Below are 14,177 nucleotides of genomic sequence, written 5' to 3'. Positions count from 1 at the left end.
TGAGCGGAGCCGCGCTTTCGTCACCATGCCGATCCCTCGGTCCGCTCCCTCGACCCATGGATCCGCTCCCTCGACCCACGGGTCGACCGCCTCGCCTCCTGCCCCCTCTCGCCACCCGTTCGCGCTGCTGCCTCATCGCACCGCCTCCCATCCGCGCCCGGTGAGACGGACGGTGCCGGAGAGCTCGAGGCGGCCCAGAGCGGCGCTCACGTCGCGGACGGAGCGTCCGGTCGCTCGCACGAGGTCGCCCGGTTCGAGCCCGCAGGCGTCGCTGAGGGCGGCGAGCACGGTGAGGTCGTCACCGTCCGCGCCATTCCTCACGGAGGCGTCGGCGGACGCGTCGCCCGCCGTTCCGCCCGGGGCGCCGATCGGACCGGCGAGCTCGGCCATCTCCTCGACCGTCGTCACGCAGGTGGCGGCGTACTCGCGGATGAGCCGGTGGCAGCCGGCGGAGGCGGGTGATGTCACCGGACCCGGCACCGCTCCCAATGGGCGGCCGATCTCAGCGGCGTGACCGGCCGTGTTGAGGGAGCCGGAGCGCTGCCCGGCCTCGACGACGACGGTCGCCGCACTGGATGCCGCGATGAGGCGGTTGCGCATCAGGAACCGCCAGCGCGTGGGCGTCGACCCGCAGGGCAGCTCCCCGAGGAGGAGGCCGGTGTCGGCGACACGGCGGAGGAGGTCGGAGTGACCGGCGGGATAGAGGCGGTCGACACCGCCGGCGAGGAATGCGACCGTCACGTGTCCGCTCGCGAGGGCGGCACGGTGGGCGGCTCCGTCGATGCCGTACGCCCCGCCGGAGACGATGGCGAAGCCGCGATCGCCGAGCCCGGCGGAGCTCTCCATCGCGACGTGCTCCCCGTAGCCGGTTGCTGCCCGTGCGCCGACCAGAGCGATCGAACGACGCAACCCCGCGAGTCGCCCCGGATCGCCGCGCACCCAGAGCGCGAGAGGCTCGCCGGCACCGAGTGAGGGGAGGCCGTCGGGCCATGCGGCATCCTCCGGGGTCAGGAGGCGCGCCCCCACGTGCGCGGCCATCTCCAGGGCCCGCACTCCCGACTCGAGCGTCCCGCGAGCGCGCCAGCGCTTCAGCGCCTCCTCCAGCCGCGCACGTTGGCGCGCGCTCGACGAGGTGCCGCCGATGCGCTGCAGCAGGCGGGAGGCGTCCTCGTCGTCCACGATCGCGGTCAGCGCTTCGACCGGGCCGAGCGCCGCGACGAGCGCGCCGGCGTCCAGATCACCGGGCTCGCACATCGTCCCCAGCGCCGCGCGGGCCATGCGGATACGCACGGCCTCCCTGGCATCGCCCGCGTCCGCCACCACGGGCGCACCCACGGCGACCGGATCGAGGAGCGCCGCCAGCCGTGCATAGGGGACGCCGAGGAATCCTCTGTCTGCGGTCATGCGCCGATCCCCCGCCTGAGGAAGAGTGCGCGCCCGAGATGGTCAGCCGTCGGCGCAACCGCACCGTCGAGGTCGGCAAGAGTCCACGCCAGACGGAGCGCCCGATCGTAGCCGCGCATGGTGATCGCGCCGCGCTCGAGCGCCCGGTCGAGGGGTCCGAGGGTGGCGGGGCCGATGCGCCGCGATCCCGACCGCAGCCAGACGCCCGCCACGTCGGCGTTGCGGAACCAACCGGTGCCCTCCAGCCGTGCCGCCGCCGCCGAGCGCGCGGCGTGCACGCGCTCCCGGAGCGCAGCACTGGTGCGACCCGTCGGCTCCCCGTCCCGCCCCGATCGCAGCGCGGCGAGTCCGAGCCTGCGCACGGTGAGGTGGATGTCGACGCGGTCGAGCAGCGGTCCTGACATTCGCGCGAGATACCGACGGCGCGCGATCGGCGTGCAGGTGCACTCCTCGTCGACCGAGCCGTAACGCCCGCACGGGCAGGGGTTGGAGGCGAGGACCAGCTGGAACCGCGCGGGGAAGGTCGCCGCACCGCTCGCGCGGTGGATGCTGACGGACCCCGACTCGAGCGGCTGCCGCAGGGCGTCGAGCACCGAGGGCGGGAACTCGGCGGCCTCGTCGAGGAAGAGGACCCCGTTGGTCGCGCGCACGATGGCTCCGGGAACGATGCGGCCGCTGCCGCCGCCCACCAGGGAGACCGCGCTCGCGGTGTGATGCGGCGCCTCGAACGGCGGCCGGCGGACGAGGCCGCCGCCGACCCCGAGCCCCGCGAGCGAGCGGATCGACGTCGACTCCAAGGCTTCCTCCCCGCTCAGATCGGGCAGCAACGACGGCAGCCGCCGAGCCAGCATGGTCTTGCCTGCGCCGGGAGGTCCGACCATCGCGACGTGATGGCCGCCCGCCGCTGCCGCGACGAGGGCGTCCACCGCCTCGTCGTTGCCGGCGACGTCCGCGAGGTCCGGCTCGTCCGCCGGACCGAGGTCGAGCCGAGGCCCCTCCACGGGATCGAGGTCCACCGGGTCGAGGTCGGCACCATGGGCGATCGCCGCTGCCCGGAGTCCCACGACGGCGACGACCTCCATCCCCTCCACGAGCTCGGCCTCCGCAGCGTTGGCGGTCGGGACGAACACGCGCCGGAAGCCGGCCTCCCGGGCCGCGACGACCGCCGGCAGCACCCCGGGGACGGGCCGGAGCCGCCCGTCGAGCCCCAGCTCGCCGAGGTGGACCGCGCGGGCGGCCGACTCCGCCGGAACGTCGCCGGCCGCGGCCAGCGCCGCGATCGCGATGGCCAGGTCGAAAGCGCTCCCCTGCTTGCGCAGTGACGCCGGGGAGAGGTTGACCGTGAGCTTGCGCTGGGTGAGGGGGCTGCCCGCGTTGACGGCGGCCGCACTGACACGCTTGCGCGACTCGCCGAGCGCGGCGTCCGGCAGACCGATGAGCACGAAGGCCGGGAGCCCGGCGGAGATGTCGGCCTCCACTTCGACGATGTCACCCCGTACGCCCGTCAAGGCGACGGCGAACGCGCGTGCCAGCGCCATCACGCGATCCCGGCGAGGTGCTCGACCGCCGGCGCGGGATCCCACGCGTCGATCACCGCGACCGCATCGATCCGGATGTCGCCCGGCAGAGGACCGTTCTCGCGGCACCACTCCGCCGCCAGTCGCCGCAACCGGGCGCTCTTCGCGGACGTGATGGCCTCGAAGGGATGCCCGAACGCGAGCGAGCTGCGCGTCTTCACCTCGACGAAGACGGTCGTCGTGCCCTCTCGCAGGATGAGGTCGATCTCCCCGATCGCGCAACGCCAGTTGCGGTCGAGCACGACACGGCCCGACGCCTCCAGCTGCTCCGCTGCCACCGCTTCGCCACGACGGCCCAATTCGTCTTTCTCTGCCATGTGTTCCTCCTGCCACCAGACTGGGCGGAGGAGGCCCCGCAGCGGGCGGATCCGGAAGATCGGTGGAGAGGAGGCGGAGAGAGGGCCGCTGTGGAGGAGAACGTGCTACTCGTCGAGAGCGAGCTCCTTCGGGAGCTCGAACTCCTTGCTCGAGAGCTCCTCGATGTTGACGTCTTTGAACGTGAGCACGCGCACCGACTTCACGAACCGGTCGGCGCGGTAGACGTCCCACACCCACACATCGTTCATCGTGAGCTCGAAGTAGAAGTCGTGCTCGGTGTCCCGGCGCACGAACTCCACCTCGTTGGCGAGGTAGAAGCGGCGCTCCGTCTCGATCACGTACTTGAACTGCGAGACGACGTCCCGGTACTCGCGATACAAAGCCAACTCGACCTCGCGGTCGTAGTCGTCGAACTCGTCTTCATCCATCGTCCGTCAAGTCTATGCCGGTTCGGAGCTCAGAGAGGAATGTCGAGGGTGGCGGTGTCCTTCAGCCAGGTGAGACGGTGCAGCGCGCTCGGGCCGAGCGCGTCCAGCGCGGCGAAATGCTCGCGGGAGGAGTACCCCTTGTTGCTCGCCCAGCCATAGCCCGGGTACTCGGCGTCGTGCTGGATCATCAACCGGTCCCGGTGCACCTTCGCGATCACCGAAGCAGCCGCCACCGACGCGCAGTCGCGGTCGGCTTTGACGCGGGTCACCACACGCGCGGGGCGCATCAGCGACGGGTTGAGATAGTCGTAGTTGCCGTCGAGGATGAGCGTGCTGTCGTGCACGGACGCCCCCTGCTCCTCGAGAGCGGCCAGCGCCCGGGCTCCGGCGAGACCGAGGCACCGCATGATTCCGAGGGAGTCGACCTCGGCGGCGGTGGCCAGGCCGACCGCGTGGAACAGTGACCAGCGTCGGCACGCGGGCTCCAGGGCCTCGCGCGCCGCCTCCGGCAGCAGCTTGGAGTCGCGCAGCCCGACCGGGATGCGCCTCACCGCCGTGTCGATCACGACCATGCCGACCGCCACCGGGCCGGCGAGGGCGCCGCGCCCGACTTCGTCGACGGCGACGATGGACGTCACCCCGTCGCGGTACAGCGCCTTCTCGAAGCGCAGCGTCGGCGTCACCGGGGCCATCATCCTGAGCTCTCCTCCACACGTGCGAAGACTTCAGGATAGTCGTCCAACCAGGTCCACCGGCTGGCCGGCCAGCTGATCACGAACGCCCGGCCGACGACGTTCGAGACCGGGACGAAACCGTGCCCCGGCAGCGCCTGATTGCGGGACGAGTCCTGCGACGCGTACCGGTTGTCCCCCATCACCCAGAGCTCGCCCGCGGGGACCGTGACGTCGAACGCGACGGTCGCGGCGTCGACCTGCCCGGAGGGGACGACGACGTACGGCTCCACGATGGGGACCCCGTTCACTGTGAGGCGCCCGCCGGCCGTGCAGCAGGTGACGTGGTCGCCGGGCAGTCCGATGACGCGCTTGACCAGGTGGTCGTCGCTGTCGGACGCCGACAGGCCGACGAAGGTGAGCGCGGTGTCGACCACCTGGCCGAGAGGGTCCTGCCGCGTCGGGGCGGCGCGCGGCAGCCAGCCTCCGGGATCCCGGAACACGACCACATCGCCGCGGGCGAGCGGGAGGAGCGACGGCTGCAGCTCGTTGACGATGATCTTGTCCTGGATCTGGAGCGTGTTCTCCATCGAGCCGGAGGGGATGTAGAACGAGCGGACGACGAATGTCTTGACCAGGAACGACACCAGGAGGGCCACGACGACGATGATCGCGGCATCGCGCGCGAACCTCAGCGCCGTGCGCCGCTTCTCGCGCTCGCCACCCGCCGCGCGCCGCGCGCCTGCGGGAACCGTGTCTTCCGTCATTTAACCGTCTGAGCTCCCGGACCAGTGTAGGACCGGGAGCTCAGGACGACTGCGGCGCAGGGCCGCGCGACACGCTGCGGGAAGCGGCTCAGTTGTCGCGCTTCTCCTTGATCTTCGCCTTCTTGCCGCGCAGTTCGCGCAGGTAGTAGAGCTTGGCGCGACGGACGTCACCGCGGGTGACGACCTCGATCTTGTCGATGACCGGCGAGTGGACCGGGAAGGTGCGCTCGACGCCCACCTGGAAGCTGATCTTGCGGACCGTGAAGGTCTCGCGGACGCTCTCGCCCGAGCGGCCGATCACGACGCCCTGGAACACCTGGACGCGCGCGCGCGAGCCCTCGATGATGTTCACGTGCACCTTGACGGTGTCTCCGGCGCGGAACTCGGGGATGTCCGACTTGAGGGACGCTGCGTCCACCTGGTCGAGGATGTGCATTGCTGTTCGCTCTCTGTACCCGCCGACAGGTCGGGGACGGATTCGGGGCCGCGATCACGCGAGGCGCGGGCGGCCGTTCATTCGGTTGGGGTGTGCACGAGTCGATGCTGGCTCCCCTGTGGCAGAGCCGGGCCGCGGCACAAGCATCCATTCTGCCATGCCGGGGGTCTGATCGCCAAAGCGGTCAGCGGTCGTCGTGCCGCTCCTCGACCACGATGTACTCGATGCTCTCATCGGCCGGCCCGGGGCGGCGCACCTGCTGCGGCTGGGCGGCGCGCTCGTACGCCTCGAAGGTCTGCTGCACCCGCGCCCGCATGTCGGTGACGAGCTCCCAGAGCAAGAGCCAGAACGTGCCGAGGAAGAAGAGGACCGCGAGCACCGCGAGCCAGCCCGCCGCACCGGCCGGGAAGAACCCGAAGGCGATCACCGACGCGTGCCACCCGGTGAGGAGGGCGGCGTCGGCCCACGAGACGGCGCGGACGTCGCGTGCGCTGCGCCGGGCGACCGTGATGCCGCCGACGGCGAGCTGGGCGAGGAAGAGGATCGGGCACAGGATGAGGAGGCCGAGGAAGCTCCAGCCGCTCCCCTGGCTGAACGCCGCCCAGCCGATCAGCAGCCACACCGGGAGCACCACGGCGGACGGGAAGAGCCACCAGTAGAACGCCTTGCGGATGATCACGCGACCAGCGTAGCCGCGCCCGCCTGTGCTCCGGCTGCGGGTTCGCCGAGGGCCGAACGTCCGTGGAAGACTGGGATGCGCCGTGCGCAGCGCGCGGACGGCGTCAGGAGAGGAACGCACCCGTGATCGAGCTGAGGACCCCCGCCGAGATCGAGCAGATGCGGCCGGCCGGCCGCTTCGTCGCCGAGGTGCTGGGCGAGACCGCCGCCGCGGCGAAGGTGGGCGTCAACCTCCTGGAGCTCGACCGCATCGCGCACGACCTCATCCGGTCGCGCGGCGCCGAATCCTGCTACATCGACTACCACCCGTCGTTCGGAGCGAGCCCGTTCGGCAAGGTCATCTGCACGTCCGTCAACGATGCCGTACTCCACGGCCTCCCGCACGACTACCGGCTGCGCGACGGCGACCTCCTCAGCCTCGACTTCGCCGCGAGCGTGGACGGGTGGGTGGCCGATTCCGCGGTGTCGATCGTCGTCGGGTCCGCGCGCGACGAGGACCTGCGCCTGATCGACACGACCAGGCGCGCCCTGGCCGCGGGGATCGCCGCCGCGCAGCCAGGCGGGCGGATCGGGGACATCTCCGCCGCCATCGCGGCGGTCGCGCACGCCGAGGGTTACTCGATCAACACGCAGTTCGGCGGCCACGGGGTCGGGCGCACCATGCACGGTGACCCGCACGTCCCGAACGACGGTCGCGCCGGCCGTGGCTTCCCGCTCAAGCCCGGACTCGTCATCGCGATCGAGCCGTGGTTCCTCGAGACCACGGACCGGATCGTCACGGACCCGGACGGCTGGACGCTGCGCAGCGCGGACGGCTCCCGCGGAGCACACTCGGAGCACACGGTCGCGATCACGCCGGACGGCCCCCTCGTCCTCTCCGCACCGTAGCCCCGCGGCGACGCTGCCGGCTCCCGCGCGCTTCAGTCTCCGGGAAGCAGATCCGGACGCACGCGCCGGGTGCGCTCGAGCTGCTGCTCGTGCCGCCAGGTCGCGATCGCGCCGTGGTTGCCCGAAAGCAGCACCGGCGGCACCTCGTGCCCGCGCCACTGAGCCGGCTTGGTGTAGCTCGGGTACTCCAGGAGACCGTCCTCGTGCGACTCCTGCACCAGGCTCTCCGGATTGCCGACGACGCCGGGGATGAGACGGCCTACCGCCTCGATCATCGCCATCGTCGCGACCTCCCCGCCGTTGAGCACGTAGTCGCCGATGCTCATCAGCCGCACGCGTGCCCGCGTCGCCGTGTCGTCGAACACCCGCTGGTCGATCCCCTCGTAGCGGCCGCAGCCGAAGACGAGGTGCTCCTCCTCGGCCAGCTCGCGCGCGAGGGACTGGGTGAAGACCTCGCCGGCCGGCGACGGAAAGATCACCACGGGATCGTGCGCTCCGTCGCCCAGCACGGCGTCGAGGGCCTCCCCCCAGGGCTCCGGCTTCATCACCATGCCGGCTCCCCCGCCGTACGGGGTGTCGTCGACGGTGCGATGCCTGTCGTGGGTGTGGTCGCGCAGGTCGTGCACGCCCAGCTCGATGATCCCCGACTGCCGCGCCTTGCCCAGCAGGGAGATGTCCAGCACATCGAAGAACGTCGGGAAGATCGTGACGATGTCGATGCGCATGCAGACGAGTCTATTCGGGGACGACGGCCAGCTCGCGGTCGCGCGGGACGAGCGGAGTCGCGACGGCCGGGCAGAGGGCGACCACCGCGAAGGCGACGGGATAGCCGAGCCAGCCGATGAGGCCGCCCACCGCGGGCCCGACGACCGACGCCGCCAGGAACTGACCGGTGTTCTGCGCGCCGAGGGCACGGCCCGACCAGAACGGCCCGGCGATCTCGGCGACCGACGTGTAGGCGAGGCCGTTGTCGGCGACCGTGACGATCGCCGCGACGATCAGGATGACCGCGGCGGGCACCGAGCCGAAGGCCGAGGCGGCCGCCATCAGGAGCATGACCACGACGGCCGCGAGCGACACCCAGCGCAGTGGGCGCAGGTGGCTGCCGACCCGGTCGCTGAGCACGCCCACCCCGATGCGCCCGATCGCACCCGCGAACTGGCTCACGCCGATCACGATGCCGGCCGCCAGCGACGAGAAGCGCAGCTCGGTGACGAGCCACACGAGGCCGAAGGTCGACACGGTGAACTGAGGGACGACCAGCAGCATCGACACCGAGTGGATGCGCCACAGCAGCGAGGTCTCGCGATAGGGGCGCCAGGTCGCTTGTCGGTGCTCGGACTCCCCCGGGGACGCCTTCCGCGGCGGTCGCGGCGGGTCGACGATCCCGACGGCGCACAAGACGGCCGAGACGGCGCACAGGGCCGTCGGAACGATCAGCGCGGCGGCGACCCCGCCTGCATTCGCCAGCAGCGGGATGGAGATCGCGGCGATCGCGACGCCGAGCGGCTGGCACATCTGGCGGATGCCCATGGCGAGTCCCCGCCGCTCCTTCGGGAACCAGCCGATCACGACGCGCCCGCTGGCGGCGTTGGGGCTGGCCGCGGCCATGCCGCCCAGGAGGAAGAACGCGCCGAGCAGCACGTACGACGACACGAACATCGCTGCGAGCCCCGCGATCGCGGTCAGGGCGAGCCCGGAGGCGATCACCCAGCGCTCCCCGATCCTGTCGCTCAGCGCCCCCCACGCGATGAGCGTGAGGACGAGCCCGAGCGTGGGCGCCGACGCGAGCAGTCCCGCCTGGGCGAGGCTCAGTCCCCTCTCGGTGTGGAGCATCGGGATGAGGAACGCCGGGGTCGAGACGAACACCGTCGAGCTCGCCTGGGCGAGCACGCCGAACCCCAGCATCATCCACGGGCGGGGCCGTCGCGAGTCGGATCGTTGAAGGACGGGCATCATGCGGTATACCCTAATGGTATACCGACCCGGTGCACCACATCGAGAGGACCCCATGAGCGAGCAGCCCACTGTCTACGAGCGCCTGCGCGCCGAGATCCTCGACCTCGACCGCGTGCCCGGCTCCCGCCTGACGGAGCGAGGGCTCGAGACCGACCTGGGAGTCTCTCGCACACCGCTGCGGGCCGCCCTGATGCGCCTGGAGGGCGAGGGCCTCGTCTCGCGCGACGGTCGCGCGTGGCAAGTCTCCCCCATCGACCTCGGCGAGATCGCCCGGCTCAGCGAGCTGCGCGACGCCCTGGAGACGGCCGCCGTGCGCCTCACCTGCGAGCGCGCCACCGATGACGACATCGCCGCCCTGGTGACCCGGCTGGGCGCATACGACCTCGGCCGCACGCACGAGGACGCCATCGGAGCGGGCACCGGTTTCCATGTGCGGCTCGCCGCCCTCAGCGGCAACCACTTCTTCGCGGACTCCGTCGACGCCGCGATGACCCGCCTCGCCCGCACCCGCTGGCTGGAGGTGCGGAGTGAGGAGTCACGGCGGACCGCCTGGGAGGAGCACCGGCGGATCCTCGACCTCGTCGCGGCGCGGGATGCGGACGCGGCGGCGGAGCGCATCCACCGCCACATCGTGGCCACCCACGAGCGCTTGGCGACGGCGCTCGGCGCGGACGCCCGCGGGCTCCGCGCCCGCGGCCTCGCGATCGTCGGCTGAGAACGAGAAGAGCCCCGACCGGATGGTCGGGGCTCTTCTCACGAGGTTCAGTCCTGAGCAGGCGGCTCTTCCTGAGCGGGCGATTCTCCGGCCGAGGCGTCCCCGGACGGAGCCTCCCCCTCCTCCGGGAGCTCTTCGAAGAGCCCCGTCGGCGGCGTGAGCGTGACCGTTCCGGCGGCCAGGTCGACCTCGGGCACGATCGCCTTCACGAACGGCACGAGCACCTCGCCCGCGTCGGTCTTGATCGCCAGCAGATCCTGCGCGGGCAGGTGGTCGACCCGGGCGACCGTGCCGACGGGCACGCCGTCACGGAGGGCGCTCAGCCCGACCAGCTGGTGGTCGTACCAGGCGTCCTCCTCCTCGGGGAGCTCCGTGGCGTCCTGACTCACCCAGAGGATGGCCTTCACCAGGGTCTCGGCCTCGGTCCGGTCGTCCACGCCCTCGAAGAATCCGACGGCGTGCCCGTTGTACCAGCGCAGCTCGACGAGCCTCAGGGTCTTGCCGTGCCACTTGGAGGCAGTGGGAACCTGGAGGGTGAACTCCGCTCCCGGGACGAACCGCTTCTCCGGCTCGTCGGTGAACAGTTCGAGCTTGATGGCTCCCTTGAGCCCGTGCGCCTTGGTGAGCCGGCCGACGCGGAGCTCGGTCTGACCGGGTCGCGGCGCGACGTCCTTACGGGGCAGCTTGTGGTCGGCCACCTCAGTCGTCGACGACGTCGACGCGGACGCGACGGCCGTCGGCCAGCGCGGACACGAGCGTGCGGAGCGCCTTGGCGGTGCGGCCGGCACGGCCGATCACCCGGCCGAGGTCCTCGGGATTCACGCGAATCTCGAGGACCTCGCCACGCGGGGAGCCTTTGGCCACGACGTGCACGTCTTCCGGGTGGTCGACGATGCCCTTGACCAGGTGCGTGAGCGCGGGTGCGAGCAAGGTGTTACGCCTTCTCGCCGTCGGCGTCGGCGACGATTTCTTCGGCCTCGGCGACGACCTCGGCCTCAGCGGCCTCCTCCGCCTCGACCTCGGCCTCGACGACGGCCTCCGCCTCGGCGACGACCTCGGCGGGCTTCTCGGCCTTGGGCTTCAGAACCGGCTTCTTCTTCTCGTCGGCGACGAACGCGACCTTCTCGTCCGCGGTCTTCACGGTCGAGACGGCGTCCTTGTCGCCCTTGAACTTGCCCCAGTCGCCCGTGAGCTTGAGGAGCACGAGGACCTGCTCGGACGGCTGGGCGCCGACGCCGAGCCAGTACTGCGCGCGGTCGGAGTCGACCTCGATGCGCGAGGGCTCCTCGGTCGGGTGGTACAGACCGATCTCCTCGATGACGCGACCGTCGCGCTTGGTGCGCGAGTCGGCGACGACGATGCGGTAGTACGGAGCGCGGATCTTGCCCAGGCGCTTCAGACGGATTTTGACAGCCACAATTCTCCAGTGTTGATGAGTGCGTTTCGTCGAACTGACTGCCGTGGGCGTGGGGGCACACTCGGCAGGAGGTCTATTGGTATTCCGCCGAACCGGATAGAGGGTCGGGTACGGCGGAACTCAACTAGCTATTCTGTCAGATAGTGCCCTGCTTTGAACAATCGGACGGACGGAACGCCCTGTGCAGATCGAATTCGCGGAGTCCGAGCGCTCCACCGTCGGCATCGAGTGGGAGATCGCACTGGTGGACGGGTCGACGGGAGACCTCGTCCAGATCGCCGACGAGGTCCTGCGCGAGCTCGGGACGCCCGACGGGCGGGAGCACCCGCAGATCACGCACGAGCTGCTCCTCAATACGGTCGAGCTGGTGAGCCGCGTGCACCGCACCGTGCCGGCCGCCGTCGCCGACCTCTCCGGGCTGATCGACCTCGTGCGCGGGGTGACCGACCCGCTGGGCGTCGAGCTGCTGTGCGCGGGCACCCATCCGTTCGCCCAGTGGTACGACCAGAAGGTCACCCCGAACGACCGCTACGACCGCCTGCTGGATCGCACGCAGTGGTGGGGCCGCCAGATGATGATCTGGGGTGTGCACGTGCATGTCGGGATCGACGCGCGCGACAAGGCGCTCCCGATCGTGAACGGCCTGCTCACGTATTACCCGCATCTGCAGGCGCTCAGCGCTTCGAGTCCGTTCTGGGCCGGGGCCGCGACCGGATACGCGTCCAACCGGGCGCTGATGTTCCAGCAGCTCCCGACCGCCGGCCTCCCGTGGCAGTTCGGCACCTGGGCGAACTACGAGGAGTACGTGCAGGATCTGGTGACCACCGGAGTCGTGACCGACCACTCCGAAGTGCGCTGGGACATCCGCCCGTCGCCGAAGTGGGGCACCGTGGAGATGCGCGCCTGCGACGGCCTGTCGACGACGGACGAGGTCGGCGCCGTCGCTGCGCTCATCCACTGCCTGACCGACCGGATGTCGGGCGACCTGGACGCCGGCGCCGAGCCGGTCACCCTGCAGCCGTGGTTCGTGCGCGAGAACAAGTGGCGGGCCGCCCGCTACGGGCTCGACGCCGAGATCATCGAGGCGCCGGACGGCCGTGAGCGACTCGTCTCCGACGCCCTGCGGGAGCTGGTCGACGAACTGCGCCCGACCGCCGAGCGGCTGGGCTGCCCCGAGGAGCTGGAAGGGGTGCTGCGCATCCTGGACGGCGGAGCGAGCTATCAGCGGCAGCTGGCCGTCGCGGAAGCGAACGGCGGCAGCCTGCAGGCGGTGGTCAGCTCGCTGACGCACGAGCTGCGCGGCGGCCTCGCCCGCTGATCGCGCGCCTCGGCCTTACCACACAGGAACACCGTGTGCCGCCCATAGCGAAGACAAAGGGTCGGTTCCTAGGGTGGAGGCATGCTCTCCCACCGCCCGCTCGCCGCGCTGGCCGCCGCCGTGACGGTGGCGAGCGGCGCGGCCCTGGCCCTCAGCGGGTGCTCGGCCGCGACGCCGCCCACCCCCGTCGGGACGGCGGTGGCGGACGCCCACACCCGCGTCGCGGTGATCGGCGACTCGATCGAGGCCGGGCTGGGCCTCGATCCGACGGAGGCGTGGCCGGAGCTGCTCGCCGTGGACCGCCGCTGGGGCCTCGACAACCTCAGCGTCTCCGGGGCCGGGTTCGTGTCCACCGGCGCCGACGGCGGCACTTTCGCGACCCAGGTGACGGCCGCGATCGCCGACAAGGCGCAGCTCGTCCTGATCGGCGCGTCCGACAACGATCTGGGCACGGACACTGCGACGGTCGCCGCCGCGATGTCCGCCGCGGTCGACCGGCTGCACTCCGCCCTCCCCCACGCCCGGATCATCGGTTACGACGCGCTGAGCGGCGCCGCGTCGGACGACGACCTCGCGCCGCTGGATGCCGCCCTGAAGGCGGCCGTGGCTGCAGAGGGCGGCACGTGGATCGACCTCGGCGAGCCCTACCGCGACCAGGACGGACTCGTGCAGGCCGACGGCGAGCATCCGACCGTCGCCGGCCAGCATGCCATCGCCGCGGTCGCGCTCACCGCACTCGACGGCCTCGTGGAGGCGCGCGCGGCGAGCACGGCGACGCCCGCGAGCTGACACCTCCGAATCCGCTTCTGACCGAGAGTCCGGGGCGCGCCGAACGACACACAGTGTTCACGCAGGTTCAGCGATCTATCCTCGCTCCGTGCCCACCACCCGACCACGCCGGCGACGCCCTCTGAGTCTCGCGCTGGCACTCGCCGCGATCGTCGCCGCAACCGCCCTCGCCGGCTGCGCCGCAACGGCGCGACCCGTCGCAGCGGAGTCCGCCGCGGCTCCCGCCGCCGACGAGCAGCCCTCCGCGGTCGCGATCGGCGACTCGATCGCGTTCGGCAAGGGCGTGCGGCCGGACGAGTCCTGGCCCGCCCTCGTCGCCGCGCAACACGGCTGGCGACTCGACGACCTCGCCGTGTCCGGCTCCGGTTTCGTGAAGGCCGGCTGGAACGGCAAGACCTACGGCGACCAAGTCACAGAGGCGCTGGCGCTGCACCCCGCGTACATCCTCATCGCCGCGACCCGCAATGACCGGTACGAGGATCCCGCCCGCGTCGAGGCGAACGCCGATCAGCTACTCGGCGAACTGCGGGACGCCTTCCCGCACGCCCGCATCATCGGCATCACGGGCATCTGGGGAGCGGACGCGCAGCCCGCCACCCTCGACCGCGTCGACGACATCGTCGGCGCCGCAGTGCGCGCGGTCGGCGGAGACTTCCTCGACCTCGGCCGCCCGCTCGAAGGCAAGGCGGACCTGCTGCAGCCGGACGGCATCCACCCGAATGCCGCGGGCCAGCGCGCCGTGGCCGCGCGGATCGAGAGCCGGCTGGCTCCCCTCGTGGCGACGCTCTAGGCGGCGGCTCGGCGAGCGGGCC

At 71.5% G+C, this 14,177-nt stretch carries 18 protein-coding genes; 5 read left to right on the top strand and 13 right to left on the bottom strand.

Annotated features, from left to right (window positions below; translation table 11 throughout):
* Positions 1–132: 132 nt before the first annotated feature.
* The 8 genes from dprA to IT072_RS09265 all read right to left on the bottom strand — a co-directional run bounded on the left by dprA (position 133) and on the right by IT072_RS09265 (position 6,280).
* Complete coding sequence (dprA, locus tag IT072_RS09300; RefSeq protein WP_223360674.1) at positions 133–1,404, bottom strand: DNA-processing protein DprA; 1,272 nt, start codon at positions 1,402–1,404, stop codon at positions 133–135.
* The gene (locus IT072_RS09295) at positions 1,401–2,942 is read right to left on the bottom strand and encodes a YifB family Mg chelatase-like AAA ATPase (RefSeq protein ID WP_223360673.1); all 1,542 of its coding nucleotides are present in this window, start codon (positions 2,940–2,942) and stop codon (positions 1,401–1,403) included. Before IT072_RS09295 ends, dprA begins: the two co-directional genes overlap by 4 nt.
* Complete coding sequence (locus tag IT072_RS09290; RefSeq protein ID WP_223360672.1) at positions 2,942–3,298, bottom strand: YraN family protein; 357 nt, start codon at positions 3,296–3,298, stop codon at positions 2,942–2,944. Before IT072_RS09290 ends, IT072_RS09295 begins: the two co-directional genes overlap by 1 nt.
* 105 nt (positions 3,299–3,403) lie before the next feature.
* On the bottom strand, positions 3,404–3,727 hold the full coding sequence (locus tag IT072_RS09285) for a DUF2469 family protein (protein ID WP_018190696.1): 324 nt from the start codon (positions 3,725–3,727) through the stop codon (positions 3,404–3,406).
* 29 nt (positions 3,728–3,756) lie between these two features.
* Positions 3,757–4,419, bottom strand: coding sequence for a ribonuclease HII (locus tag IT072_RS09280; RefSeq protein ID WP_442786801.1), 663 nt, complete (start codon positions 4,417–4,419; stop codon positions 3,757–3,759).
* Positions 4,419–5,165 carry a signal peptidase I gene (gene lepB / locus IT072_RS09275; RefSeq protein ID WP_223360670.1) on the bottom strand — a complete coding sequence of 249 codons (747 nt, stop codon included), beginning with the start codon at positions 5,163–5,165 and terminating at the stop codon, positions 4,419–4,421. The genes IT072_RS09280 and lepB overlap by 1 nt, the downstream gene beginning before the upstream one ends.
* Before the next feature lie 88 nt (positions 5,166–5,253).
* Positions 5,254–5,601: a 50S ribosomal protein L19 gene (gene rplS / locus IT072_RS09270; protein ID WP_223360669.1), complete on the bottom strand. Its 348-nt coding sequence runs from the start codon at positions 5,599–5,601 to the stop codon at positions 5,254–5,256.
* A 184-nt stretch (positions 5,602–5,785) separates the two neighbouring features.
* Positions 5,786–6,280, bottom strand: a complete 495-nt coding sequence (locus IT072_RS09265; RefSeq protein ID WP_223360668.1) for a hypothetical protein — start codon at positions 6,278–6,280, stop codon at positions 5,786–5,788.
* A 122-nt stretch (positions 6,281–6,402) separates the two neighbouring features.
* Here IT072_RS09265 and map point away from each other — a divergent pair, with 122 nt between their 5' ends.
* Positions 6,403–7,167, top strand: coding sequence for a type I methionyl aminopeptidase (gene map / locus IT072_RS09260; protein ID WP_223360667.1), 765 nt, complete (start codon positions 6,403–6,405; stop codon positions 7,165–7,167).
* A gap of 32 nt (positions 7,168–7,199) precedes the next feature.
* Here the strand turns inward: map and trmD are convergent, their stop codons facing one another.
* Positions 7,200–7,892, bottom strand: a complete 693-nt coding sequence (gene trmD / locus IT072_RS09255; protein ID WP_223360666.1) for a tRNA (guanosine(37)-N1)-methyltransferase TrmD — start codon at positions 7,890–7,892, stop codon at positions 7,200–7,202.
* A gap of 10 nt (positions 7,893–7,902) precedes the next feature.
* The gene (locus tag IT072_RS09250) at positions 7,903–9,126 is read right to left on the bottom strand and encodes an MFS transporter (protein WP_223360665.1); all 1,224 of its coding nucleotides are present in this window, start codon (positions 9,124–9,126) and stop codon (positions 7,903–7,905) included.
* A gap of 52 nt (positions 9,127–9,178) precedes the next feature.
* On the opposite strand from IT072_RS09250, the gene IT072_RS09245 reads away from it, so the two are divergent.
* Positions 9,179–9,841 (top strand): GntR family transcriptional regulator, encoded by a 663-nt coding sequence (locus tag IT072_RS09245; RefSeq protein ID WP_223360664.1) that lies wholly within the window; start codon positions 9,179–9,181, stop codon positions 9,839–9,841.
* A 47-nt stretch (positions 9,842–9,888) separates the two neighbouring features.
* Here IT072_RS09245 and rimM read toward each other — a convergent pair whose 3' ends face one another.
* The 3 genes from rimM to rpsP are packed head-to-tail and all read right to left on the bottom strand — an operon-like array spanning position 9,889 to position 11,258.
* Positions 9,889–10,539: a ribosome maturation factor RimM gene (rimM, locus tag IT072_RS09240; protein WP_223360663.1), complete on the bottom strand. Its 651-nt coding sequence runs from the start codon at positions 10,537–10,539 to the stop codon at positions 9,889–9,891.
* A 1-nt stretch (position 10,540) separates the two neighbouring features.
* A complete protein-coding gene (locus tag IT072_RS09235) occupies positions 10,541–10,771 on the bottom strand; it encodes an RNA-binding protein (RefSeq protein ID WP_223360662.1) in 231 nt (76 codons plus the stop codon).
* Positions 10,772–10,775: 4 nt separating this feature from the next.
* Complete coding sequence (gene rpsP / locus IT072_RS09230) at positions 10,776–11,258, bottom strand: 30S ribosomal protein S16 (protein ID WP_223360661.1); 483 nt, start codon at positions 11,256–11,258, stop codon at positions 10,776–10,778.
* 181 nt (positions 11,259–11,439) lie between these two features.
* On the opposite strand from rpsP, the gene IT072_RS09225 reads away from it, so the two are divergent.
* The 3 genes from IT072_RS09225 to IT072_RS09215 all read left to right on the top strand — a co-directional run bounded on the left by IT072_RS09225 (position 11,440) and on the right by IT072_RS09215 (position 14,155).
* Positions 11,440–12,576, top strand: a complete 1,137-nt coding sequence (locus tag IT072_RS09225) for a glutamate--cysteine ligase (protein WP_223360660.1) — start codon at positions 11,440–11,442, stop codon at positions 12,574–12,576.
* An 81-nt stretch (positions 12,577–12,657) separates the two neighbouring features.
* Positions 12,658–13,365, top strand: coding sequence for an SGNH/GDSL hydrolase family protein (locus IT072_RS09220; RefSeq protein WP_223360659.1), 708 nt, complete (start codon positions 12,658–12,660; stop codon positions 13,363–13,365).
* An 88-nt stretch (positions 13,366–13,453) separates the two neighbouring features.
* Positions 13,454–14,155 carry an SGNH/GDSL hydrolase family protein gene (locus IT072_RS09215; RefSeq protein WP_223360658.1) on the top strand — a complete coding sequence of 234 codons (702 nt, stop codon included), beginning with the start codon at positions 13,454–13,456 and terminating at the stop codon, positions 14,153–14,155.
* Positions 14,156–14,177 lie beyond the last annotated feature (22 nt).

It is taken from the genome of Leifsonia sp. ZF2019, from assembly GCF_019924635.1.
Classification (GTDB): domain Bacteria; phylum Actinomycetota; class Actinomycetes; order Actinomycetales; family Microbacteriaceae; genus Leifsonia.
This window is presented reverse-complemented; position numbering and strand designations above follow the sequence as displayed.